Source organism: uncultured Stenotrophomonas sp. (genome assembly GCF_963519925.1).
In the GTDB taxonomy this organism is placed as follows: Bacteria; Pseudomonadota; Gammaproteobacteria; order Xanthomonadales; family Xanthomonadaceae; genus Stenotrophomonas; species Stenotrophomonas maltophilia_AE.
Genome location: NZ_CAUQPH010000059.1, coordinates 1 through 23384 on the forward strand (window position 1 = coordinate 1; position 23384 = coordinate 23384).

Sequence of the window (23384 nt, forward strand, 5' to 3'; positions counted from 1 at the left end):
GTGCCGCCTTGCTGGCCACCGGTGCGGCCGCCAGCGCCAGCGGGGCGACCGCCAGCAGGGCCATGCCCACGATCAGCCGGTTGCTCCAGCGCGCGCGGCGCGTACGGTCGTTGCCTGTCATCTTTCCACCCCATGCTGTGCAAACCTTGGACCTTAACAGTGGCGCGCGGTTTGCCCCCCTGCCGATGGTTGGGGGCGTGCGCCGATTCATGCCCGGGCGGTGCGCCGGGATATAATGGGCATCCCCTCCACCGAGGGGCGCTGCGACCGCTGCCGGACCTCATCCGCACGGCCAGGCTCGGTGGCAGGGCTGGTTCCAACGGCGCCCGGCGAAGACGAGCCATTCGTCCATTACCGGAGCTTTTGCATGAACGCTGTTGCCAAGACCTTCTCCACCGAAGGTGATTACAAGATTGCCGATATCGCGCTGGCCGACTGGGGCCGCAAGGAACTGGATATCGCCGAGCACGAAATGCCGGGCCTGATGTCGATCCGCCGCAAGCACGCCGCCACCCTGCCGCTGAAGGGCGTGCGCGTGACCGGTTCGCTGCACATGACCATCCAGACCGCCGTGCTGATCGAAACGCTGAAGGACATCGGCGCCGACGTGCGCTGGGCGTCGTGCAACATCTTCTCGACCCAGGACCACGCCGCTGCGGCGATCGCCGCCTCGGGCACCCCGGTGTTCGCCTGGAAGGGCGAAACCCTGGAGGAGTACTGGGACTGCACGCTCGACGCGCTGACCTTCACCCTGGCCGACGGCACCCTGACCGGCCCGGAGCTGGTGGTCGATGACGGCGGCGACGTCACCCTGCTGATCCACAAGGGCTACGAGCTCGAAAACGGCAGCACCTGGGTCGACGAGAAGGCCGCCTCGCACGAAGAACAGGTGATCAAGAACCTGCTCAAGCGCGTGGCCAAGGAGCGTCCGGGCTACTGGACCCGCGTGGTCAAGGACTGGAAGGGCGTTTCCGAGGAAACCACCACCGGCGTGCACCGCCTGTACCAGCTGGCCCAGGCCGGCACCCTGCTGATCCCGGCGATCAACGTCAACGACTCGGTCACCAAGTCCAAGTTCGACAACCTGTACGGCTGCCGCGAGTCGCTGGCCGATGGCCTGAAGCGCGCGATGGACGTGATGCTGGCCGGCAAGGTTGCCGTGGTCTGCGGCTACGGTGACGTGGGCAAGGGCTGCGCGGCGTCGCTGCGTGCCTACGGCGCGCGCGTGGTGGTGACCGAAATCGACCCGATCTGCGCCCTGCAGGCGGCAATGGAAGGCTTCGAGGTCAACACCCTCGAATCGACCCTGGGCCGTGCGGACCTGTACGTCACCACCACCGGCAACAAGGACATCATCCGCATCGAGCACCTGAGCGCGATGAAGGACCAGGCCATCGTCTGCAACATCGGCCACTTCGACAACGAAATCCAGGTCGACGCGCTGGTCGCCTTCCCGGGCGTGCAGCACATCAACATCAAGCCGCAGGTGGACAAGTACGTGTTCCCGAACGGCAACGCGATCTTCCTGCTGGCCGAAGGCCGCCTGGTGAACCTCGGCTGCGCCACCGGCCACCCGAGCTTCGTGATGTCCAACTCGTTCGCCAACCAGACCCTCGCCCAGATTGACCTGTGGGCGAACAAGGACAGCTACGAGAAGAAGGTGTACCTGCTGCCGAAGAAGCTGGACGAGGAAGTGGCGCGCCTGCACCTGGAAAAGATCGGCGTGAAGCTGACCACCCTGAGCCAGGAACAGGCCGATTACATCGGCGTGCCGGTGGAAGGTCCGTTCAAGCCGGAGCATTACCGCTACTGATCGCGTGGGTGCCGACTGACAGTCGGCACTACCGGGGTTCGACGGGCGCCTTCGGGCGCCCGTTTTCGTTATGGGGGGCTTCACCCGGAGTGCACCCTGCCCTTACATCCGCGCCGGGATCATTAGCCGGCGGGGGAATATCTGGGTGCATTCCGGAGATTTCCATGAATATCAAGTTCCTAGTTCCCGCACTGCTGGTGCTGTGCGGTGCCGCTTGCATGTCCCCGGTCCACGCCGCCGACTATCGGTGCATGGTGTTTTCCGGTGCAGATGGCAAAACGCCGGAAGCGAGCTCCAACGCGGACGGGAAATACGCCATCAAGGCGGCCGACCTGAAGGCAGCGGAGGCCGGTGCCCTGGCTGCCGCCTCGCGCTACAAGAAGAACAGCGTCACGCTGACCAAGGCCCAATGCGATGCGGTGGCAGGAGCATCGAGCACTTCAACGTCGGCACCGGCCACGGCAACCGATCCGACGCCAACGACTCCATCTACCCCAGCGACAGGTGCAACCAAGGACTACCGGTGTGCCGTGCACGATGCGGACGGCAATGTGCTCAAGGGCGAGGCGGAGGGTTACTTCCAGGTCGCTGCCAGCAACGGTGACGTGGCCGATGGCTTGGCAAAAACCAAGGCGGAAGCGAAGTACGGGGCCGGGAAAGTCGACCATGTCGATTGCGCGCCCATGGGTTGAGGTTGTATTCCTGCTGCTGGCGGCCCCAGTGCCGGCAGCAGCGGGATTGACCCCTACCTGGAACCGCCCCCGATAGTCCGGGTCAAGATTCTCGGTCGCGCCCACGCTAAGGTAGTGCGACCACGCCAGCTGCATGACCATGACCCCGGCCATCAATCTGCTCAAGAAGCACGGCATCGCCCACCGCGTACTTGCCTACCACCATGATGCCAACGCCGCCTCCTATGGCGGCGAAGCGGCGGAGCAGCTGGGGCTGGACCCCGCACTGGTGTTCAAGACCCTGCTGGCCAGTACCGAAAAGCACGAGCTGCTGGTGGCGATCGTGCCGGTCAGCGGCACGCTGGACCTCAAGGCGCTGGCCGAGGCGGCAGGCTGTAGAAGGTGCGAGATGGCGGCGGTGGACGCGGCACAGCGCGCCACCGGTTACCTGGTCGGCGGGATCAGCCCGCTGGGCCAGAAGAAGAAGCACCGCACCTTCATCGATGCCAGCGCGCAGGCACTGCCGGTGATGCACGTGAGTGCCGGGCGGCGCGGGCTGGAGGTGGCGTTGGCGCCGGCCGATCTGGTCGCATTGACCGAAGGGCAACCGGCACGTATTGGAAGGCCGTAGAGCCACGCCCTGCGTGGCTGCGCGGTACCCGAACGAAAAGCATCCACGCAGGGCGTGGATCTACGCGAACGGGAATCCGATCATGGCCGCCAGTTCGCATTGTTTTCCCAGAACGCCACCGCGCGCTGGTAAGCCTCGCGGTCCAGCGTCACGCCCGAGCCGCCCTCGTCCACCCCCAGCGCATTGCGCATCATGGTGATCGGCGCCATCGGCACTTCGTCCGGTTCGGCGGTGTAGATGCAGCCGACGATGCCCCAGTCCGCGTCGATCGGCGAGCCCTCCTTCGCCAGTTGTTCGGCGCTGTACAGGATCACCACCAGGTAGTTCGCGCGCGGCGACTGCACGCCTTCGAACCAGCGCACCAGCACCGGCAGCTCGTCGCGGTTGCGCGCCTCGTAGGCGCTGCGGAGCTGGTGGCGGTTGGCGTCGGTGATCGGCACGGTCAGGCAGCGCGTCGACGTCCAGTTCTCGTACACGTAGAGCTTGCAGAACGGCGCATAGCCATCGAGCACCTTGAACGGCGCGTTTGCGTTGAGATGCGCCTGGAACTGCTCGGCGCTGCAGTCCTGGATGGTGTTGGCGCGTGGCACGCGCGGAAACAGGCGGGGACGGGCGAAGTCGGTCAGGACGATGGACATGGCGCACACGGCTGGAAAACAGGCGCACAGGGTAACCGTTGCGCGGCCAGCTCCGCTGGCGTGCTCAGTCGAGGATCGCGCGCAGCGCACCGTCAAGCGTCGGGTGGCGGAAGCGATAGCCTTCCTGCAGCGCACGCGTCGGCACCACCTTCTGGCCGGTCAGCAACAACCCGGCCATCTCGCCGAACCCGAGCCTGAGGGCGAACGCCGGCGTCCGCACCAGTGCCGGGCGCCCCAGCGCGTGGGCCAGGGTGCGCGCGAACACCGCGTTGGTGACCGGTTCGGGCGCAGTGCCATTGAAGGCGCCACGCATCCCCGGATCGGCCAGCAGCCACAGGATCAAGCCGACCAGATCCTCGCGGTGGATCCAGCTCATCCACTGCCGACCATCGCCCATCGGTCCGCCCAGGCCGAGCCGGAACGAGGGCAGCATCCGCGCCAGCGCGCCACCGCCGCGGTCGAGAACGATGCCGGTGCGGAGCACGCAGGTGCGCACCCCCAGCTCCTCCGCCTTGGCGGCTTCGGCCTCCCAGTGCCGGCACAGCATCGCGGCGAAGTCGTGGCCGGGCGATGCGGCCTCGTCCAGCGCCGTGTCGTCGCGGGGCCCGTAGTAGCCGATGGCCGAGCCGGAGACCAGCACCTGCGGGCGGGTCGGCAGCCCGCGCATCCACGCCAGCAACGCCTGGGTGGTGCCGACCCGTGAATCGAAGAAGGCCTGCTTGCGCGCCGGGCTCCAGCGGCCCTCGGTCAGCGGCTCACCGGCCAGGTTGACCACGGCGTCGACAACGCCGACCGCGTCCAGCGCAGCGACAGGGCGCACGCCAGGCTGCCCGCCGCGGGCGGGGTTGCGGGTCAGCACCGTGACCTTGTGGCCCTGTGCCAGCAGCCGCTGGCAGAGGGCATGGCCGATGAATCCGGTGCCGCCGGTGATCAGGATGTCCATGCATGCACTCCGTGGGATGCCCCCACTGTACCGACCCGACCTGGAACGGCGCATGCACCCACTTTTACATTCATCGCGATGAAGCGATATGATGGGGTCAACACCCGCCGTCGCCGCCGCCCATGACCGCCCTCAGCTTCGAGTTCTACCCGCCCAAGACCGACGAGCAGCGTGCCCAGCTCGACCGCACCGCCGCCCGGCTGAAGGCCTACACGCCGGAATACGTGTCCTGTACCTTCGGCGCCGGCGGCTCGACCCTGAGTTATACCTCCGAGACGGTACGCCACCTCAAGCAGCACCACGGGTTCGAGGCGGCGCCGCACCTGTCCTGCGTGGGCGGCAGCCGTGAGGAGATCCGCGAACTGCTCAAACTGTACCGGGCGATCGGCTGCCGCCGCATCGTCGCGCTGCGCGGCGACCTGCCTTCGGGCATGGGCCACCCCGGTGACCTGCGCTATGCGAGCGAGCTGATCGCCTTCATCCGCGCCGAGCACGGCGATGCGTTCCATATCGAAGTCGGCGCGTACCCGGAAACGCATCCACAGTCGGACGACGCGCTGCGTGACCTGGCCTATTTCAAGGCCAAGATCGACGCTGGCGCCGATGCCGCCATCACCCAGTATTTCTTCAACGCCGACGCGTATTTCCACTTCGTGGAAGCGGTCCGCAAGCTCGGCGTGCAGGTGCCGATCGTGCCGGGGATCATGCCGATCTCCAACTTCAGCCAGCTGCGCCGCTTCTCCGAGCAGTGCGGTGCGGAAATCCCGCGCTGGATCGGCAAGCGCATGCAGGCCTACGGCGACGATGCCGATGCGGTGCGCGCCTTCGGCGCCGAGGTGGTCGCGCAGCTGTGCGAGCGGCTCGTCGCCGGCGGCGCGCCGGGGCTGCACTTCTACACCCTCAACCTGGCCCGCCCGACCACCCAGGTGTTGAAGCTGCTGGGCCGCTGAACACGGCGCCGTCCGTGGCTTGCAGATAACGCAGGCGCCGCTACCCTGCTGCGATGAGATCGTTCGTGATGCTGCTGATATCGCTGTGCATGCTGTGCTGGGCCCCGTGGGCCCACGCGCAGGCGCAGCGCGTGAACCGGTGCACCAACGCGCAGGGTGAAACGGTGTTCACCGACCGCAGCTGCGACGCGCTGGGCGCCACCGCGCGGATGCCGGCGCGCGCCTCCTCGGTGGGCAACACGGGTATCTACCGTGCCGGGTGTGCGCGTCGGCTGAGTGAACTCACCGGGCAGATCCGCGACGCGGTCAGCCTGCAGGACGTCAACCGGCTGTCGTCGATCTACCTGTGGGGCAACGTCTCCGACGCCACCGCCAACCAGATCATCGGCCGGCTGGAATCGGTGGTGCAGCGGCCGCTGATCGATATCGCACCGGTCTACCCGGACGCGCCGGTCGCCCCCGCACCGTTGCCGGTGGATCCCAACGCGACGCTGGCCGAGGCGGTGGAGGCGACCGCGCCGCCGGTCGGCAGGCCGCGTCCGATCGGCTTGCGGCTGGAACAGACGCTGGGCAGTACCGCCACCCCGGCGCGGACGGTATTCGGGCTGCGGCGTCAGTACGGGTGCTTCTGGATCACGCTGTAACGCCTGGGTCTTGCACGGCAGCCACACAGGGCGTGGCTCTACGCCGGGGACCCGTAGGGCCACGCCCTGCGTGGCTGCGCCGGGTCAAGCGGGCCAGTACGCCCGTATTGCAGCCACACCCTGCGCGCCGTGGCGGCGCGCCTGCACGATGTCGTCGGCGCCCAGGCCGCCCAGCGCGTAGATCGGCAGGGACACCTGGGCGCGCAGCACTTCGAAGGCCTCCCACCCCATCGGGGTGGCGCCGCGATGGCTGTCGGTGGCCTGGACCGGGCCCAGCACGGCGAAGTCGCAGCCCAGCCGCTGCGCCGCCTGCAGTTGGGCCAGGTCATGGCAGGACGCGGCCACCAGCTGGTCGGCGGGCAACGGCCGCGCGTCGAGCTGCAGCAGCTGTTCAGCGCCCAGGTGCACGCCCACGCCCAGCCGGCGCGCCAGCTCGATATCGCGGTTGAGCAGCCACTGCACGCTGCCGCGATGGCGTGCCACGGCCTGTTCGGCCAACGCTACGCGGGCGGGGCTGGCCGGGGTGCGCAGCTGCACGCGGCGAACGCCGGCCTCCAGCGCGCGTGCCAGACGCGCGTACCAGTCCTGGTGCGCGGCGGCGTCATCGGTCGTCGGCTCGGGCGTGATCAGGTAGCGGTCCGGATGGCGCAGGGCGGCCACCACGGGCAGGTCGGCCGGCGGCATCGAATAGCGCGACAGCCTGTCCGGCGCCACCCACGTGATCGCCTGGCCTTCGCGGCCGCGAGGCGAGCCCTTCCAGCTGCGGATATGCCGCACTTCCAGGCGCAGGTGCTTGTCCGGGTAGAGCTGGGGCACATCCATGATCCAGTCGCCGACCTCGGCTTCGATCCCCAGCTCCTCGCGCAGTTCGCGCACCAGCGCCTGTTCGGAGGTTTCGCCCTGCTCACGCTTGCCGCCGGGGAACTCCCACAGGCCAGGCATGTCGCGGTTCTCGGTACGGCGGTTGAGCAGGATGCGGCCGCGGGCGTCGGTGATGACGCCGGCCACGACGTGGATCGATCGTTTGGGGGATGGCATGCGGCCAGAATGCCCAATCGGCCGGTGCATGCGCAATGCCGGACAGACGAAGGGCCCCATGCGGGGCCCTTCGGGTGGGTCAGGAGGCGGGTTCGATCAGAACGCCACGTTCCAGTTCAGCTGGGCCCCCACTTCGCGCTGGCCATCGCCGGCACGGCCCTGCGCGAACATCGACAGGCGGCTGTTGTCGGAGGTGTTCACCGACACGCCCAGTTCGGCGATGCCCACGTTGCGCGCCAGTGGCAGGCCGCTGACGGTGAAGCTGTCGCTGCCCGCCACGAAGCGGTTGCGCGACTCGGCACGCAGTTCGCCGGCGGCGTTCTGCCAGGCCAGGCCGGCCTCCAGGCGGGCGCCGTCGGTCTCGCCGCCGCTGATGTCCCACGCGGCGCGGATGCCGGCGGTGGTGGTCCACACCTCATCCTTGCTGGACGACACCGACAACGCTGCGGTGCCGCCGGCTTCAACGGCGGCGTCGCTGGACAGGCGGGTGTAGGCCACGGCCAGGTACGGGGTCAGGGTCAGCGCGTCGAGCTGGATGTCCCAACCGCCTTCGGCGAACGCCGACACCGCGTGCGCGTCATGACGGCTGTCGAGGGTCTGCTCCCAGGACGTGCCGGCACCCAGCTCGCGGCGGGTTTCCAGCGCGTAGTCGGCATAACTGGCGCCACCGTTGATCCAGGCCTGCTCGCCGCGGAAGCCGGCATACAGACCACCGTGCACCGCATCGACCTCGGTGATCGCACTGCGATCGCGGATCTGCTGGCGCAGCGATTCCGGGCCGCCGGCCACGCCGACGGTCCAGCGGTCGCCGAAGGTCCAGTCGTAGCCCACGATCAGGCCCTGGCGGGTCTCCTGGGTGAGCGAGGCGGTGCCGTCGCCGTCCTGGCGCTTGGAGGCGCCGCTGCCGGCCACCCACACCGAGGAGCCGTCGAGCTTGGTGTCCGGGGTCGGGCGCAGGCGCTGGGAGATCCCTTCGCGCAGGAAGCGGTCGTCCAGCAGCAGCGCCCGCTTGCTGGCGTGCAGTTCGCCACCCAGCTCATCGAAGGCAACCAGCGCGCCCGCCTCGTCCAGCATCAACAGGCCGTTGTACAGGGCCAGCGCGTCGCCGGACTGCTGCAGCGAATCCAGCGCCGCCGCGGTGGCGCGCTGGTTGCCGGTGACGGCGACCGCGCCGAACACGATCGGCGGGGTCACACCCGGCGTGCCCGGAGTGCCGGGAGTACCGGGGTCGACGGGGGCGACCGGGGTCACGGGGATGCCGGGGTCGACGGGAGGAACCGGATCGACCGGCGTCACCGGGGCATTCACCGCGATGGTCAGCAGCACATCGTTTCCGGTCTGGGTCAGCGTCGGCGTGATGAATGCCGAGTTGGAGATCGCATCGTCGAAGCCCCCCTTGAGGCCTTCCGCGGCGTTGAGGATCGTGTAGGTGTGGCCGTTCTGGTAACTGGCACCCGGATCCAGGCCGGTGACGCGCACACCGGTAGCGCCCGCGATGCCCCCCAGGCCAGCCCCCTTGCCGATGAACGCCGTGCCGGTGACCTTGATGAAGTCGGATTGCCCGTTCCCGAGCAGGTCGACGTCATAGAACGCCTTGCGTGCGACGCTGTCCGCCGTCACGCCGCCCGTATTGAAATACAGATTGCCCTCGATGTTGATCGTGCCGATGCCGCCATCGCCCGGCGAGAGCACGCCGCCGTTATGGACCTCGGCCCCACCGATCGTTGCATTGCCCGCAAGCACACCGCCGTCGCGGATCACCAGCAACGAGCTGCGCTCCACCTTGCTCTCGTTGCCGTAGTTGATGGTCCGGTTGAAGCCCGCACTGCCGTTGAGCACCAGCGTGCCGCCGGACACCTGCGACCACTGGACCGGCGACTGGCTGCCAGGCGCGAGGTTCTCCCCGGTGTACATATCGCCATCGATGCGCAGGGTGCCACCGCTCACATCGACCGTGCCACTGAAGTCGGCCAGATCGCCGTTCAGGGTGGTGGTACCGGCAACGTTGGCGATACGGCCGCCGGACCCGCGCAGCGTGTTGCCCAGGGTGATCTCGTCGGTGTGGTTCAACACCAGCGCGCTGCCGCCGCCCTGCATGACGATATCCGCGCTGCCGGGCAGGCCCGCCGACTCGGCCGTGGCCCAGACCGGGCTGCCATCCGCCACCGACCAGGTATCAAGGCCTCCACCGAGGACCACGAAGCCCGACGTCCCCAGGACCAGATCGCCACCCGCCTCCACGCGACCGCCGTTGGCCAGGTTGAGGAACCCGAACGGTTCGCCGACCAGGTGGCTGCCGACAGTGATGTCGCCGGTGGCCTCGATGACCGAGCCGGCGCCGCTTACGCGGACCTGCTCGTCCACGACCTTGATCGCGAAGGTCATCGTATTGCTGCCTCCGGACACCAGCAGCGTGCCGGTGTTGATCCGCGCGCCGTCGAGTACGTTCACCCCCGTGCGGATGTCCAGCTCGCCCTGGTTGGTCCAGCGGCTGCCGGCGCCGGTCAGCGTGGCGGTGCCGCTGGCGCTGAGCGAGTCGCGGATACGCGCCGAGTTGGAGCGGATTTCACCACCGTTCTCGACCAGCAGCTGCGTGCTGGAGATGACGCGGTCGCCGCTGAGCAGCGAGCCGGGCCCCGTCACCTCGATGCGGCCGGTGCGGGCGTCGGTGCTGGGCAGGCCCTGGTTGTCTTCTGCGGTGACGTTGCCGGCGACCGCCACCTGGGCGCCCTCTTCGACACGCAGCAGGCCGTTGCCGTTGCCCGAGACGCGCAGCGCATCCGTGGTGATCGTGGTACCCGCGCCGCTGGCCAGCAGCGAGCCGACTGCGTTCTGCGCTTCGCCGACGCTGATCAGCTGTGCGGCCACGCTGCCCTTGTTGCGCACTTCCACCTTGCCTTCACCGGTGCCGGCGGCACCGATGACCAGGTTGTGACCGACATTGACGCTGCCGTTGTCGACGAACAACGCACCCTTGCCGGCCTCACCGACGCGCAGCTCGTTGTCGCGGACCAGCAGCTCGCCGCCCGAGACCACATTGACCGTGCCGACGCTGCCGGCTGCGTTACCGATGCTCATCGCGAACGAATTGCCGACCGGCGGCGCGGCCAACGTGGTCTCGACGCGCGCACCCTTGGTGACGGTGAGGTAGCCGACTCCCTCGCGACCGACCAGCAGCTGGCGCGCGGTCAGCAGCGAGCCCGCGTCGTCCACCTGGACGATACCGGTGCCGCCGGCGAGATAGCCGAGCGACAGTGTCGACCCCATCGTGGTCTGGGCGCCGTTGTACAGGCGCAGGGCGCCGGTGCCGGCTTCACCCACGCGCACTACGGCACCGTTGACGGTCAGCGCGGACGTGGGACCGTACAGGTGAAGCTCACTGTTGCTGCCGGCCGCGGTGCCGAACGACACCGGGCCGTTGGACGTCAGCTTGCCGCCGTCGCGCAGTTCAACCAGCACCTGGCCGTTGGGACCGACACGGAACCCATCGACATAGCCGCGGGTATCGGTGACGGTCTCGTTCGCGGTGAAGTCGTAGACCGCGGCGAACGCCGAAGGCAGGGACGCGGCCGAAAGACCCAGCGCGACCAGCATGGCGGCACTGAGGGAGGAACGACGCCGTGCGCAGCCGGTGGCCGCTGCGGACGCGGAATGTGTGGAGGTAAGTTCGGATGCAACCTGCATCTGGCCGGTGGCGTGGTTGAACACCAGGCGATAAATCCTGTTCATGAAGCTCCATGGATGGCGAATCAGGGGAACGCGCAGTGGCGCGCTGGCCCTGTCGCGAATGCAATGCTCGCAACAGGGGCTGAAACGATAGTGGGATGTCGTAGTTGAGCCAGTCGGCGTGATCTGACACGCGGGTGGGCGTGTCCCGCTGTTGCTTGTCAGTTTTTCCTGAAACCTGACGTTGTGTGGTGTAGATCACAGAACATCTGCGTCTTCCCGTCGCGTTGCACGCGGGGCGTAAAAAAACCCCGCTTTCGCGGGGTTTTCTGATCAGGTCAGCTGACCGTGGCAGTGCTTGTACTTCTTGCCGCTGCCGCAGGGACACGGATCATTGCGGCCGACCTTGGGCTCCTCGCGGGTGACCTGGCCGACGCCGTTGCGCTGCGCTTCCACTTCCGCGGCTTCTTCGTCGGCGCCGTAGCCACCCACGTTCTGGTGCTGGAACTGCGACTGCAGCAGGCGCGCTTCGGCCTGCTGGCGTTCGGCCGCTTCCAGCGCCGCCACTTCTTCTTCGCTGCGGATGCGCACGCGCGCCAGCAGGGTCACCACTTCGCGCTTGACGTTCTCCAGCATTTCCGAGAACAGCTCGAAGGCTTCCTTCTTGTATTCCTGCTTGGGCTGCTTCTGCGCGTAGCCGCGCAGGTAGATGCCCTGGCGCAGGTAATCCATGCGCGCCAGGTGCTCCTTCCAGCTCTGGTCGAGCACGGTGAGCATGACGTGCTTTTCCAGCGCGCGCATGGTCTCTTCGCCGACGCCGGTTTCCTTCTGCTCGAAGTGCTCGTCCACCCGCGCCTGCACCTTGTTGGCGATGGCCTCGGCGTCGAGTTCCTCGTGCTGCTTGACCAGCCCGGTGACGTCCATCTGCACGCCCAGCTCCGAGGCCAGGGTAGCCTCCAGGCCCGGCAGGTCCCACTGCTCGTCGATCGAGTTCGGCGGCACGAAGCGCGCCACGATGTCGAAGATGACGTCGCCACGGATGCCGTCGACGTTGTCCTTCACCGACTCGGCGTCGAGCAGTTCATCGCGCTGGGCGTAGATGACCTTGCGCTGGTCGTTGTTGACGTCGTCGAAGTCGAGCAGGTTCTTGCGGATGTCGAAGTTGTGCGCTTCGACCTTGCGCTGCGCCTTTTCGATCTGGCGGCTGACCAGGCGGTCTTCGATGACGTCGTCTTCCTTCATGCCCATCATGCGCATCGCCTTCTGGACCCAGTCCGAGGCGAAGATGCGCATCAGGTTGTCTTCCAGCGACAGGTAGAAGCGCGACGAACCCGGGTCGCCCTGGCGGCCGGAACGACCACGCAGCTGGTTGTCGATACGGCGCGATTCGTGGCGCTCGGTACCCACGATGTGCAGGCCGCCGGCGCTCTTGACCTGCTCGTGGCGGGCCTGCCAGTCGGCCTTGACCTGGGCGCGCTGCGCGTCGGTGGCTTCTTCGCCCAGCGCGTGCAGCTGCGCTTCCAGCGAACCGCCCAGCACGATGTCGGTACCGCGACCGGCCATGTTGGTGGCGATGGTCACCGCACCGGGCATGCCGGCGTTGGCGATGATGGTCGCTTCGCGATCGTGCTGCTTGGCGTTGAGCACTTCATGGTGCACGCCGGCCTTGCGCAGGTGCTCGGACAGCATTTCCGAGGTTTCGATCGAGGTGGTGCCGACCAGCACGGGCTGGCCGCGCGAGTTGCATTCCTGGATGTCGGCCAGCACGGCGTTGAACTTGCCGTTGCGGTTGAGGAAGACCTGGTCCGGCGAGTCCTTGCGGATGGTCGGGCGGTTGGTCGGGATGACCACCACTTCCAGGCCGTAGATGCTCTGGAATTCGTAGGCTTCGGTGTCGGCCGTACCGGTCATGCCGGACAGCTTCTTGTACATGCGGAACAGGTTCTGGAAGGTGATGCTGGCCAGGGTCTGGTTCTCGCGCTGGACCGGCACGCCTTCCTTCGCTTCCACCGCCTGGTGCAGGCCATCGGACCAGCGACGCCCGGCCAGGGTACGGCCGGTGAATTCGTCCACGATCACCACCTCGCCATCGCGCACGATGTAATCGACGTCGCGCTGGTAGATGGCGTGCGCGCGCAGCGCTGCATTGAGGTGGTGGACCACGGTCAGGTTCTGCGCCGCGTACAGGCCTTCGGTCTCGGCGCTGAGGATGCCGGCCTCGACCAGCAGCTGCTCGGCGTGCTCCATGCCCGCTTCGGACAGGTGCACCTGCTTGCCCTTCTCGTCGACCCAGAAGTCGCCTTCGCCTTCTTCGGCTTCCTGGCGGATCAGGCTCGGCACCACGCGGTTGACGCGGATGTACAGCTCCGGGGAGTCGTCGGCCGGGCCGGAGATGATCAGCGGGGTGCGCGCTTCGTCGATCAGGATCGAGTCGACTTCGTCGACGATGGCGTAGTGCAGGCCGCGCTGGTAGCGGTCGGCACGCGACAGCGCCATGTTGTCGCGCAGGTAGTCGAAGCCGAATTCGTTGTTGGTGCCGTAGGTGATGTCGCTGGCATACGCTTCGCGCTTGTCGCTGTGCGGCATGCCCGGGTAGACCACGCCGACGCTCATGCCCAGCCAGTTGTACAGCTTGCCCATCTGCGCCGAGTCGCGGCGGGCCAGGTAGTCGTTCACGGTAACCACGTGCACGCCCTTGCCTTCCAGCGCGTTCAGGTACACCGGCAGCGTGGCCACCAGGGTCTTGCCTTCACCCGTGCGCATTTCCGCGATCTTGCCCAGGTGCAGGACCATGCCGCCGATCAGCTGGACGTCGTAGTGGCGCATGCCGAGCACGCGGCGGCTGGCTTCGCGGCAGACCGCGAAGGCTTCCGGGAGCACCTTGTCCAGGGCTTCACCGTCAGCGATGCGCTGCTTGAATTCCGGGGTCTTGGCTTTGAGCTGCTCGTCGGAGAGCTTTTCGATGTCCGGCTCCAACGCATTGATCTTGGCGACGATGCGGTTGAGCTGGCGCAGCTGGCGTTCGTTACGACTGCCAAAGACGCGGGTAAGCAGGCTGTTGATCATTGAAGGAACCGGTTGGAATGAGACGCCCCAACGGCGACGCTCCACCCGGAGCCGCCCGCCGCAAACGAAACAGGGCGCATCGCGCCCTGTCTATGGCAACACCCATTGTAGCTTGGGACGAGGGCGCTGGGTTTCAAGCGCCCTCGATCCGCCAGATGACTTCCTCAGCCGCGGGAGACCCGCCCGACCGGGGTATTGCCGCCATCGCCCAGGAACTTGCGCGGATTGACCACCTGGCCGCGTTCCCAGACCTCGAAGTGCACGTGGGCACCGGTGGAACGGCCCGTGGAACCGGCCTTGGCCACTTCCTGCCCGGCCCGGACCAGGTCGCCGGCCTTCACCACCAGGCGCGAGTTGTGCGCGTAGCGGGTGACGTAGCCGTTGCCGTGGTCGACGTCGACCACGTTGCCGTAGCCGCCCTTCACGCCGGAGAAGCTGACCACGCCGTCGGCCACCGACATCACCGGATCACCGACCTTGGCGTGGAAGTCCATGCCCTTGTGGTTGCCGCGACCGCGACCGAACGGGTCATTGCGGCCGCCGAAGCCGGAGGTCACGTAGCTGTTGCGGATCGGCATGCGACCCGGCACCGCGTTCTGTTCCAGCTGGTGGTCGAACAGCAGCGACTCCATCACCGACAGCTGGCGACCTGAAGCAGCGAAGCGCTGCTCCAGCACCTGTAAGTCGGCGTTGACCTCGTTGACCGGGATGTCCTGGGTCGGGCCGGGTTCGCCTTCACCGAGGCCGGGGGTCTCGTTGAAGTCGAACTCGCCGTCTTCCAGCTTGCCCATCTGGGTCAGGCGTTCGCCCAGGGCGTTGAGCCGGGTGGCCTGCGCCTGCAGCTCACCCATGCGGGCGGCGAGCGCATTGACCTGGGTCTGGGCGTCCTGCTGGGCCTTGGCCAGGTCGCGTTCCTGCTGGGCGACCTTGGCGTGGAGCCGGGAATCATTGAACATGCTGCCACCCAGACCGGCACCGAAGCCAATCAGGCAGCCCAGGCCAAGCACGCTGCCCAGCAGGGCACGGGGCCTGTCCTCGAAGTAGAAACGCAAACGCGCAAGCGGCGTCTTGGCCTGTCCTTCACGCGTTTTGATTACGATCTTTTTAAATGCCATCAGTGAGTTTTCATGTCTGAGCCGAAATCCAGTGCCCGTCCTGCATCAACACCGAAGCCGGCGCTGGATGCAGTCATGGGAGACAAAGCCGGCAATCCGCTGCGTCGTGCCCTGTGGCTCGATGCGCTGGACCGTCAGTTGCGCCCCCATTTGCCGCCCACCCTGGCCACCCGTTGCCGGCTGGCGAATGTAAACGGCGAACACCTCGTTTTTGTCGTCGACTCCGCTGTGTGGCACGCCAAGGTCCGGCTTGCCGAAGCACAGTTGATCGACGCGGCCCGTTCCATCGGGCTGAAGGTCACCAAGGTGACCGTCAAAACTACGGCTGCCCCTCCTCCACGCTCCCCAGCGATCGACAACAGGAATGGCCCCCACGCAGTTTCAGCCGCCACGCACAAAGGGCTACGCGACGCGTTGGCTTGCCTGAAGGATGTGGAGTGACCCACGCCTGCAGGCATCAGGGCGTCCCGCCCGTTCCCCGTCGTCGTCACGATCTTGTGAATCTGGCAGGGAGCCGGCGGCCATCGTAGCGGTGCTGGGTCCGCCAGTCGTTAGTCTTTTATTAAAAAGACGTTAAATTCAGACAGAAACCCGACCCGGTTCACAAAAACGTGACGACGGTACGTAGACGGTTCATTGACATCAGCTTCACGCCCGCGCGTGCGCCAGAACGCGGAACGGCGCCCGAGGCGCCGTCCTTTTTTCATATGATTCAATCAGTTACGCGCTACGGCGAGGTCACGCGTAGGCCGGCACGCCATACACCACGGGTACCTCGCTGCCCGGGGCGTCATAGCTGACCCACTCCCAGGCGCTGGCATCGGCCAGCAGCGCACGCACCAGCTTGTTGTTGAGCGCATGCCCGGACTTGAAGCCTTCGTAGGCACCCAGCACCTGGCCACCGGCCAGGTACAGGTCGCCGATCGCATCGAGGATCTTGTGGCGCACGAATTCGTCGGCGTAACGCAGGCCGTCGTCGTTGAGCACGCGGAATTCGTCGAGGACGATGGCGTTGTCCATCGACCCGCCCAGGCCCAGGTTGCGCTCGCGCATGTACTCCAGGTCGCGCATGAAACCGAACGTGCGCGCGCGGGAGATTTCCCGGGTGTAGGCAGCCGTGGAGAACTCGATCTCGGCACGCGACTGCTTGGCCGGGATCATCGGATGGTCGAACTGGATGGTGAAACCGAGCTTGTAGCCCTCGTAGGGCGAGAAGCGGGCGACCTTGTCGCCGTCGGTGACTTCGACCGTCTTGAGGATGCGGATGAAACGCTTCGGCGCGTCCTGTTCGGCGATGCCCGCCGACTGCAGCAGGAACACGAACGGACCGGAGGAACCGTCCATGATCGGCAGTTCGGCCGAGGACAGTTCCACGATGATGTTGTCCACGCCCAGGCCGGCCAGGGCCGACATCAGGTGTTCGACGGTCTGGATCTTGGCGTCGTTGCAGGTCAGCCCGGTGCACAGGGTCACTTCGGTGACCAGATCGGCACGCGCCGGCACTTCCACCACCGGGTCCAGGTCCACGCGCCGGAACACGATGCCGTGGTTGACCGGTGCCGGGCGCAGGGTCATGTAGACCTTGTCACCGCTGTGCAGGCCAACGCCAGTGGCGCGGATCGTGTTCTTGAGGGTGCGTTGGGGAATCATGGGCCGACCGGGGGAAGCGCGCTGTCAACGCGGCAGTGACAAACAAGAATAACACGCACTACCACCGCTCCTTTCTGAACCGGAGGCGGCAGACTGCCGGGCCCATCCTGGCCCGGCAGCAAGGGACATGGAGGCGCGCACCGGGGAGGACAAGGCCCCGGCTGGCGATCCTCAGTCCGCCTGGCGGCGCAGGAACGCCGGGATGTCCAGGTAATCGTTGGGCAGCTCGGCCGCGGCCGGGCTCGACGACGGTGCCGATGCGGCCACGGTGTCGGCGCTGGGACGACGCAGGCCCAGGCCCATGCCGCCGACGGCCTTGGACACCGCATCGCCGCCGTTGTCGAAATCGCCGAACTCCGGCTGGCCGGTGGTGGCGTTGCGGACCAGCTTGATCGGCGCGCGCTCGCCCGGACGCTGGGTCTTGGCCGCGACGGCACGGTTCAGGCCGGTGGCGACCACGGTGACGCGGACCTCGTCCTGCATGTCCGGATCCAGCACGGTACCGACCACCACGGTGGCGTCTTCGGAGGCGAAGCCGTCGATGGTGCGGCCGATCTCGTCGAACTCGGCCATGGTGAAGTCGGCGCCGGCGGTGATGTTGACCAGGATGCCGTTGGCACCGGCCAGGTTCACATCGTCCAGCAGCGGGTTCTGGATGGCGGCTTCGGCGGCGGCCTGGGCGCGGTCATCGCCACGGGCGGTGCCGGTACCCATCATCGCCAGGCCCATTTCGGACATGACGGTGCGCACGTCGGCGAAGTCGACGTTGATCAGGCCGGGGCGCACGATCAGGTCGGCGATGCCCTGCACGGCGCCCTGGAGGACGTCGTTGGCGGCGCGGAAGGCCTGGATCATGGTGGCGTTGCGGCCGAGCACGGTGATCAGCTTTTCGTTCGGAATGGTGATCAGCGAATCGCAGTGCTGGCTCAGCTCTTCGATGCCCTTCAGCGCGACCTGCATGCGGCGACGGCCTTCGAACGGGAACGGCTTGGTGACCACGGCCACGGTCAGGATGCCCATCTCCTTGGCCAGCTGTGCCACCACCGGCGCCGCGCCGGTACCGGTGCCACCGCCCATGCCCGCGGTGATGAACACCATGTCCGCGCCCTGCAGGGCGTCCATGATGCGCTCGCGGTCTTCCAGCGCGGCCTGGCGGCCCACTTCCGGATTCGCGCCTGCGCCCAGGCCCTTGGTGACGTTGGTACCCAGCTGCAGCTGCAGCTTGGCACCGCAATTCTTGATGGCCTGCGAGTCGGTGTTGGCGGTGATGAATTCCACGCCGTCCACGCTGGTGCTGACCATGTGCGCCACGGCGTTGCCGCCGCCGCCGCCCACGCCGATCACCTTGATCACCGCATTGGGTGCCATCTTCTCAATCAGTTCGAAATGCGCCATGTCCGTGTCCTCGTTATATCCGCTTCTGGTTGGCATGGGCGCGTTGGCGTCCTGCCATTGCGCTGCATGTTGCCGTTGCGGCTGTGTGGGTTGTGTGTTGCTTTTCTGTTGCACCGGCGGGGGCCGGTTTGAAACACGCGTCGCCGCGTCGTGGTGCCACGTCAGAACTCGCCGCGGAACCATGTCTTGAGCTTGTTGAACATGCTGCCCGCGCGCCCGGTGGGCAGCGACGGACGGCGCGGGTGTTCGATCTGGCTGCCCATCAGCAGCAGGCCCACGCCGGTGGCGTGCACCGGGTTGCCGACCACTTCGCCCAGCCCGGTGACGTGCTGTGGGATACCCACGCGGACCGGCATCTGCAGCATTTCCTCGGCCAGCTCGACCACGCCTTCCATCTTCGAGGCGCCACCGGTGAGCACCATGCCGGCGCGCACCAGTTCCTCGAAGCCGGAACGGCGCAGTTCGGCCTGCACCATTTCGAAGATTTCCTCGTAGCGACCCTGCACCGCCTGGGCCAGCGCGTGCCGCGGCATCCGGCGCGGCGGACGATCGCCGACGCTGGGCACCTGGATGCTTTCCTCGGCGGTGGCCAGCTGGGCCAGGGCGCAGGCATAACGCACCTTGATCTGCTCGGCTTCCGGGGTCGGCGTGCGCAGCATGTGCGCGATGTCGTTGGTGACGTGGTCGCCGGCGATCGGCAGCGACGCGGTGTGGCAGATCGCGCCCTGCACGAACACGGCCAGGTCGGTGGTGCCGGCGCCCATGTCGACCAGCACCACGCCCAGCTCGCGCTCGTCGGCGGTCAGCACCGCCACGCTGGAGGCCAGCGAGGACAGCACCAGGTCGTCCACCTGCAGGCCGCAGCGCTGCACGCACTTGCTGATGTTGGCCGCGGCCGACTGCGCGCACACCACCAGGTGCGCGTGCACCTCCAGGCGCACGCCGGTCATGCCGACCGGGTTGCGGATGCCTTCCTGCGAATCGTCCAGCACGTACTCGCGCGGGATGGCGTGCAGGATCTTCTGGTCGGCCGGGATCGCCACCGCCTTGGCCGCGTCGAGCACCCGGTCCAGGTCGCCCCAGGTCACTTCGCCGTCGCGGATCGGCACGATCCCCGGCGAGTTCTTGCACTGCACGTGGTTGCCGGAGATCGAGGCATACACCGAGCGGATCTCGCAGCCGGCCATCAGCTCGGCTTCTTCGACCGCGCGCTGGATCGACTGCACGGTCGATTCGATGTCCACCACCACGCCGCGCTTGAGCCCGCGCGATTCGTGCGAACCGATGCCGATGACCTCGATCGGATTGCCCGGCGAATACTCGCCGACCAGCGCCACCACCTTGGAGGTGCCGATGTCCAGACCGACGATCAGTGATTTGTCACCCTTGCGATTCATGTCCTGTCCTGCGTGCGTTGCGCCACATTGGCCGGCGCGGCCGGGGCCGGGGGAGTTCCCCAGCTCAGCGTGAAACCATTGGTGTAGCGGAGGTCGGCGCGTTCGATCGGCACCTGCTGGTTGGCCAGCTGCGGCAGCACGCGCACGAAGCGCTGCAGGCGCGAGCGCGCGTCGTCGCGGCCGACCACCACTTCGGTGCCGTTGCTCAGCTGCAGCGACCAGCTGCCGCGTGCGTCCATGCTGACCCGGGTCACGTCGACCCCGGCCGGCGCGAACAGCGCGCGCGCATCGTTGTACAGCGCCACCACTTCTTCGGTCTGGGTATCCGGGCCGTCCAGGTCGGGCAGCTTCAGGTCCTGCAGCTTCTGCGGGGTGGCGAACAGCTTGCCCTGCTCGGACAGCAGCCGGTCCTTGCCCCAGCGCGCGAACGGCTTGTGCTCGACCAGGGTGATTTCCAGCACATCGGGCCACTGCTTGCGGACCTGCGCGCTTTCCACCCACGGCAGGGTTTCGATCGCGTCCTGCGCGTCCTGCAGCTTGACCGCGAAGAAGCCGGACTTCGCATACGGCAGCACCACCTGCTGCAGCTGCTCGGCCGGCACCCGCTTGAATTCACCGTGCACGCGCAGCTTGGCCAACGGCCAGCGTTCGGCACCGACCCAGCCGTTGAGCACCGCCACCACGGGCAGCGCCACCAGCGACAGGGCCAGCAACCAGACGAAGATGCGCAGCACCGCGTTCATGCGTGGGCGGCCTCCACGTTGCCGAAACCGGCCGGGAGGGTCTGCTCGAGCACGCGCCAGACCAGCTCTTCAAAGCCGATCCCGGCCTGGCCGGCTGCCTTCGGCACCAGCGAATGGCTGGTCATGCCCGGGGCGGTGTTGACCTCGAGCAGGTAGAAGCGGCCGCTGGCGCGGTCGCGCATCACGTCGACCCGGCCCCAGCCGCGGCAGCCCGCGGCACGGAAGGCCTCGAGCGCGATGCGGCGGATTTCCACCTCGTCGTCGCCGTCCAGGCCCGGGCACAGGTACTGGGTGTCATCGGCGATGTACTTGGCGTTGTAGTCGTACCACTGGCCCTTGGGCACGATGCGGATCGACGGCAGCGCCTGGTCGCCGAGGATGCCCACGGTCAGTTCGTCGCCCACCACCATCTGTTCCATCAGCAGCTGGCCGTCGTAGCGCGCGGCCAGGGCGACGGCGTCGTCCAGGCCGGCGTCATCGGTGACCCGGCTGATGCCGACGCTGGAGCCTTCGTTGGCCGGCTTGACCACCACCGGCAGGCCGAGCTCGACCGCGCTGGCGTGCACGTTCTCGGCCGTGACCTTGCGGTACTGCGGCGTGGGCAGGCCCAGCGACAGCCAGACCTGCTTGGTGCGGATCTTGTCCATGCCCAGCGCCGAGCCGAGCACGTCCGAGCCGGTGTACGGCACGCCGAAGGCTTCCATCAGCCCCTGCACGATGCCGTCCTCACCGCCACCGTTGTGGCCGTGCAGGATGTTGAAGACGCGGTCGAAGCGTTTTTCCACCAGCGCCAGGGCCAGCGCCGGAATGCCGTCCACGGCGGTGGCGTTGACGCCGCGCGCGCGCAGCGCCTCGATCACGTTGCGGCCGGAATCCAGCGACACCTCGCGTTCGCTGGAGGTGCCGCCCAGCAGCACCGCCACGCGGCCGAACACGGCCGGGTCGGTGGTGCGCAGCGGCGGGAAACTCAGCGCGCTCATGCCTGCACCTCGCTGCTGAAGCCTTCCACCGCAATGTGGGTGGCCACCGCGCCGATGTCGCCCGCCCCCATCATCAGCAGCAGGTCGCCGTCCTGGAGCACGTCGGGCAGCACGCTGGCCAGCTCGATGGCCTTGCCCACCACCACCGGTTCGCTGCGGCCGCGGGCGCGGATGGCGCGGGCCAGCGCATGCGAATCGGCGCCGGCAATCGGCTCCTCGCCGGCCGGGTAGACCTGGCACAGCACCAGTGCGTCGACGCTGGAAAGCACGGCGGCGAACTTGTCGAACTGGTCGCGGGTGCGGCTGTAACGGTGCGGCTGGAAGGCCACGACCAGGCGCTTGTCGCTCCAGCCCCCGCGGGCGGCGGCGAACACCGCTTCCAGTTCACTGGGGTGGTGGCCGTAATCGTCGATGACCCGCACCCTGGCGCCGGTGGCGGTGGTGACTTCGCCCAGGTCGTTGAAGCGGCGGCCGACGCCGGCGAAGCTTTCCAGCGCGCGCGCGATGGCGTCCGGAGCCACCCCCAGCTGCCAGCCGACCGCGGCGGCGGCCAGGGCGTTGAGCACGTTGTGGCGGCCCGGCAGGGCCAGCACCACGTCCTGGCTGGTGCCCTGCGGCAGGCGCAGGGTGAAGCGCATGCGGGCGCCGTCCTGGACCACGTTCTCGGCGCGCACATCGGCGTGCGCGCTCATGCCGTAGCTCATCACGTGGCGGGGGGTCTGCGCGGCCAGCGCGGCCACTTCCGGATCGTCGATGCACAGCACCGCCAGCCCGTAGAACGGCAGGCGCTGCAGGAACTCGGCGAACGCGGCCTGGACCCGGGCGAAATCGTTGCCGTAGTTTTCCAGGTGGTCGGCATCGATGTTGGTGATCACCGAGACCAGCGGATTCAGGCGCAGGAAGCTGCCATCGCTCTCATCGGCCTCGGCCACCAGCCACTGCCCGCTGCCGAGCTTGGCATTGGCGCCGGCCGCCAGCAGCTGCCCGCCGATGACGAAGGTCGGATCCAGTCCGCCCTCGCTCAGCACCGCCGCGGCCAGGCTGGTGGTAGTGGTCTTGCCGTGGGTACCGGCCACGGCGATGCCGCGGCGGAAGCGCATCAGTTCGGCCAGCATCGCCGCACGCGGCATGATCGGAATGCGCTGGCTGCGCGCTTCCATCAGCTCCGGGTTGTCCTCGCGGATCGCGCTGGAGACCACCACGCAGTCGGTGCCCAGCACGTTGGCAGCCGAGTGGCCGCGCATCACGCGCGCGCCCAGCCCGGCCAGGCGGCGGGTGGCGGCGTTGTCGGCATTGTCCGAACCGGACACTTCATAGCCCAGGGTCAGCATCACTTCGGCGATGCCGCTCATGCCGGTGCCGCCGATGCCAACGAAGTGCACGCGCGGGAAGGCGCGCACCAGGTCATTGGTGTCGTGAAGGCGGCGGATCATGCGGCGCCTCGCGTTGCGGTGTTCATTTGGATTCCTCGAGGATGATGTCGGCGATGCGCTCGGCGGCATCGACCTTGGCCAGCGCACGCGCGGCAACCGCCATCTGCATGCGACGGGCGGGATTGGCGGCCAGGTCGCGCAGCACGTGCTGCAGCTGCAGCGCGAGCGCGTCGTCCTGCTTCAGCAGCACGGCCGCGCCACGCTCGACCAGGTATTCGGCATTGCGGGTCTGGTGGTCGTCCACCGCCGCGGCGAACGGGACCAGCACGCTGCCGACGCCGGCCGCGCACAGCTCGGCCAGGGTCGACGCGCCGGAACGGCACACCACCAGGTCGGCCCAGCCGAAGGCGTCGGCCATGTCGGCGATGAACGGCTGCACCTGCGCGGCGACGCCGGCATCCTGGTAGGCCTGCAGCGCTTCGGCATGCAGCTTTTCACCGCTCTGGTGGCGCACCTCGACGGCGAACTCGCCGGCAACCGCGGCCAGTGCCTTGGGCACCGCGTTGTTGAGCGCGCGTGCGCCCTGGCTGCCGCCGAGCACCAGCAGGCGCAGCGGCCCGTGGCGGTCCGCCAGGCGCTGTTCGGGGGCGGCGATCGCGGCGATCTCGGCG

At 67.7% G+C, this 23384-nt stretch carries 18 protein-coding genes, 1 pseudogene and 1 riboswitch; of the genes and pseudogenes, 6 read left to right on the forward strand and 13 right to left on the reverse strand.

Annotated features, from left to right (window positions below; translation table 11 throughout):
• Positions 1–247: 247 nt before the first annotated feature.
• Positions 248–335: riboswitch (S-adenosyl-L-homocysteine riboswitch) on the forward strand.
• 32 nt (positions 336–367) lie between these two features.
• The 3 genes from ahcY to ybaK all read left to right on the forward strand — a co-directional run bounded on the left by ahcY (position 368) and on the right by ybaK (position 3115).
• The gene (gene ahcY, locus RWO33_RS11775) at positions 368–1813 is read left to right on the forward strand and encodes an adenosylhomocysteinase (RefSeq protein ID WP_314104985.1); all 1446 of its coding nucleotides are present in this window, start codon (positions 368–370) and stop codon (positions 1811–1813) included.
• 164 nt (positions 1814–1977) lie between these two features.
• Positions 1978–2505, forward strand: coding sequence for a hypothetical protein (locus tag RWO33_RS11780; RefSeq protein ID WP_314104986.1), 528 nt, complete (start codon positions 1978–1980; stop codon positions 2503–2505).
• Positions 2506–2644: 139 nt separating this feature from the next.
• Positions 2645–3115, forward strand: a complete 471-nt coding sequence (gene ybaK, locus RWO33_RS11785) for a Cys-tRNA(Pro) deacylase (RefSeq protein WP_314104998.1) — start codon at positions 2645–2647, stop codon at positions 3113–3115.
• Between the two features lie 80 nt (positions 3116–3195).
• On the opposite strand, the gene RWO33_RS11790 is transcribed toward ybaK, so the two are convergent.
• Both RWO33_RS11790 and RWO33_RS11795 read right to left on the reverse strand, forming a co-directional pair.
• The gene (locus tag RWO33_RS11790; protein ID WP_314104987.1) at positions 3196–3753 is read right to left on the reverse strand and encodes a DUF3228 family protein; all 558 of its coding nucleotides are present in this window, start codon (positions 3751–3753) and stop codon (positions 3196–3198) included.
• Positions 3754–3817: 64 nt separating this feature from the next.
• Positions 3818–4696, reverse strand: coding sequence for a TIGR01777 family oxidoreductase (locus tag RWO33_RS11795; RefSeq protein WP_314104988.1), 879 nt, complete (start codon positions 4694–4696; stop codon positions 3818–3820).
• 122 nt (positions 4697–4818) lie between these two features.
• Here RWO33_RS11795 and metF point away from each other — a divergent pair, with 122 nt between their 5' ends.
• Both metF and RWO33_RS11805 read left to right on the forward strand, forming a co-directional pair.
• The gene (metF, locus tag RWO33_RS11800; protein ID WP_314104989.1) at positions 4819–5646 is read left to right on the forward strand and encodes a methylenetetrahydrofolate reductase [NAD(P)H]; all 828 of its coding nucleotides are present in this window, start codon (positions 4819–4821) and stop codon (positions 5644–5646) included.
• Between the two features lie 53 nt (positions 5647–5699).
• Positions 5700–6290, forward strand: coding sequence for a hypothetical protein (locus tag RWO33_RS11805; RefSeq protein ID WP_314104990.1), 591 nt, complete (start codon positions 5700–5702; stop codon positions 6288–6290).
• A gap of 84 nt (positions 6291–6374) precedes the next feature.
• Here RWO33_RS11805 and RWO33_RS11810 read toward each other — a convergent pair whose 3' ends face one another.
• The 4 genes from RWO33_RS11810 to RWO33_RS11825 form a co-directional block, all read right to left on the reverse strand.
• Entirely contained in the window at positions 6375–7328 is a 954-nt protein-coding gene (locus RWO33_RS11810) for a Nudix family hydrolase (RefSeq protein ID WP_314104991.1), read from the reverse strand.
• A 96-nt stretch (positions 7329–7424) separates the two neighbouring features.
• Positions 7425–11057, reverse strand: coding sequence for an autotransporter domain-containing protein (locus tag RWO33_RS11815; protein WP_314104992.1), 3633 nt, complete (start codon positions 11055–11057; stop codon positions 7425–7427).
• A gap of 270 nt (positions 11058–11327) precedes the next feature.
• Positions 11328–14060, reverse strand: coding sequence for a preprotein translocase subunit SecA (gene secA, locus RWO33_RS11820; protein ID WP_145481535.1), 2733 nt, complete (start codon positions 14058–14060; stop codon positions 11328–11330).
• Positions 14061–14224: 164 nt separating this feature from the next.
• Positions 14225–15175 carry a M23 family metallopeptidase gene (locus tag RWO33_RS11825; protein WP_145481534.1) on the reverse strand — a complete coding sequence of 317 codons (951 nt, stop codon included), beginning with the start codon at positions 15173–15175 and terminating at the stop codon, positions 14225–14227.
• Between the two features lie 12 nt (positions 15176–15187).
• Here RWO33_RS11825 and RWO33_RS11830 point away from each other — a divergent pair, with 12 nt between their 5' ends.
• Positions 15188–15616: a DUF721 domain-containing protein gene (locus RWO33_RS11830; protein WP_314104993.1), complete on the forward strand. Its 429-nt coding sequence runs from the start codon at positions 15188–15190 to the stop codon at positions 15614–15616.
• A 297-nt stretch (positions 15617–15913) separates the two neighbouring features.
• Here the strand turns inward: RWO33_RS11830 and lpxC are convergent, their stop codons facing one another.
• From lpxC to RWO33_RS11865, 7 genes and pseudogenes are all read right to left on the reverse strand, one after another.
• Positions 15914–16825 carry a UDP-3-O-acyl-N-acetylglucosamine deacetylase gene (lpxC, locus tag RWO33_RS11835; protein ID WP_145481532.1) on the reverse strand — a complete coding sequence of 304 codons (912 nt, stop codon included), beginning with the start codon at positions 16823–16825 and terminating at the stop codon, positions 15914–15916.
• Positions 16826–16996: 171 nt separating this feature from the next.
• The gene (gene ftsZ / locus RWO33_RS11840; RefSeq protein WP_314104994.1) at positions 16997–18220 is read right to left on the reverse strand and encodes a cell division protein FtsZ; all 1224 of its coding nucleotides are present in this window, start codon (positions 18218–18220) and stop codon (positions 16997–16999) included.
• Positions 18221–18381: 161 nt separating this feature from the next.
• Positions 18382–19617: a cell division protein FtsA gene (gene ftsA / locus RWO33_RS11845; RefSeq protein ID WP_068849240.1), complete on the reverse strand. Its 1236-nt coding sequence runs from the start codon at positions 19615–19617 to the stop codon at positions 18382–18384.
• 68 nt (positions 19618–19685) lie between these two features.
• Positions 19686–20360, reverse strand: a pseudogene (locus tag RWO33_RS11850) (cell division protein FtsQ/DivIB); the annotation flags it as partial.
• On the reverse strand, positions 20357–21340 hold the full coding sequence (locus RWO33_RS11855) for a D-alanine--D-alanine ligase (protein WP_314104995.1): 984 nt from the start codon (positions 21338–21340) through the stop codon (positions 20357–20359). The gene RWO33_RS11855 and the pseudogene RWO33_RS11850, both read right to left, overlap by 4 nt.
• The gene (gene murC, locus RWO33_RS11860; RefSeq protein WP_314104996.1) at positions 21337–22773 is read right to left on the reverse strand and encodes a UDP-N-acetylmuramate--L-alanine ligase; all 1437 of its coding nucleotides are present in this window, start codon (positions 22771–22773) and stop codon (positions 21337–21339) included. Before murC ends, RWO33_RS11855 begins: the two co-directional genes overlap by 4 nt.
• A 22-nt stretch (positions 22774–22795) precedes the next feature.
• On the reverse strand, positions 22796–23384 hold a 589-nt coding region (locus RWO33_RS11865), incomplete at its 5' end, for a glycosyltransferase (RefSeq protein ID WP_314104997.1).

Excerpts from the sequence above, each read along its gene's own strand:
- ahcY (WP_314104985.1), top strand. The coding sequence starts at position 368 with ATGAACGCTGTTGCCAAGACCTTCTCCACCGAAGGTGATTACAAGATT.
- RWO33_RS11780 (WP_314104986.1), top strand. The coding sequence starts at position 1,978 with ATGAATATCAAGTTCCTAGTTCCCGCACTGCTGGTGCTGTGCGGTGCC.
- ybaK (WP_314104998.1), top strand. The coding sequence starts at position 2,645 with ATGACCCCGGCCATCAATCTGCTCAAGAAGCACGGCATCGCCCACCGC.
- RWO33_RS11790 (WP_314104987.1), bottom strand. The coding sequence starts at position 3,753 with ATGTCCATCGTCCTGACCGACTTCGCCCGTCCCCGCCTGTTTCCGCGC.
- RWO33_RS11795 (WP_314104988.1), bottom strand. The coding sequence starts at position 4,696 with ATGGACATCCTGATCACCGGCGGCACCGGATTCATCGGCCATGCCCTC.
- metF (WP_314104989.1), top strand. The coding sequence starts at position 4,819 with ATGACCGCCCTCAGCTTCGAGTTCTACCCGCCCAAGACCGACGAGCAG.
- RWO33_RS11805 (WP_314104990.1), top strand. The coding sequence starts at position 5,700 with ATGAGATCGTTCGTGATGCTGCTGATATCGCTGTGCATGCTGTGCTGG.
- RWO33_RS11810 (WP_314104991.1), bottom strand. The coding sequence starts at position 7,328 with ATGCCATCCCCCAAACGATCGATCCACGTCGTGGCCGGCGTCATCACC.
- RWO33_RS11815 (WP_314104992.1), bottom strand. The coding sequence starts at position 11,057 with ATGAACAGGATTTATCGCCTGGTGTTCAACCACGCCACCGGCCAGATG.
- secA (WP_145481535.1), bottom strand. The coding sequence starts at position 14,060 with ATGATCAACAGCCTGCTTACCCGCGTCTTTGGCAGTCGTAACGAACGC.
- RWO33_RS11825 (WP_145481534.1), bottom strand. The coding sequence starts at position 15,175 with ATGGCATTTAAAAAGATCGTAATCAAAACGCGTGAAGGACAGGCCAAG.
- RWO33_RS11830 (WP_314104993.1), top strand. The coding sequence starts at position 15,188 with ATGTCTGAGCCGAAATCCAGTGCCCGTCCTGCATCAACACCGAAGCCG.
- lpxC (WP_145481532.1), bottom strand. The coding sequence starts at position 16,825 with ATGATTCCCCAACGCACCCTCAAGAACACGATCCGCGCCACTGGCGTT.
- ftsZ (WP_314104994.1), bottom strand. The coding sequence starts at position 18,220 with ATGGCGCATTTCGAACTGATTGAGAAGATGGCACCCAATGCGGTGATC.
- ftsA (WP_068849240.1), bottom strand. The coding sequence starts at position 19,617 with ATGAATCGCAAGGGTGACAAATCACTGATCGTCGGTCTGGACATCGGC.
- RWO33_RS11855 (WP_314104995.1), bottom strand. The coding sequence starts at position 21,340 with ATGAGCGCGCTGAGTTTCCCGCCGCTGCGCACCACCGACCCGGCCGTG.
- murC (WP_314104996.1), bottom strand. The coding sequence starts at position 22,773 with ATGATCCGCCGCCTTCACGACACCAATGACCTGGTGCGCGCCTTCCCG.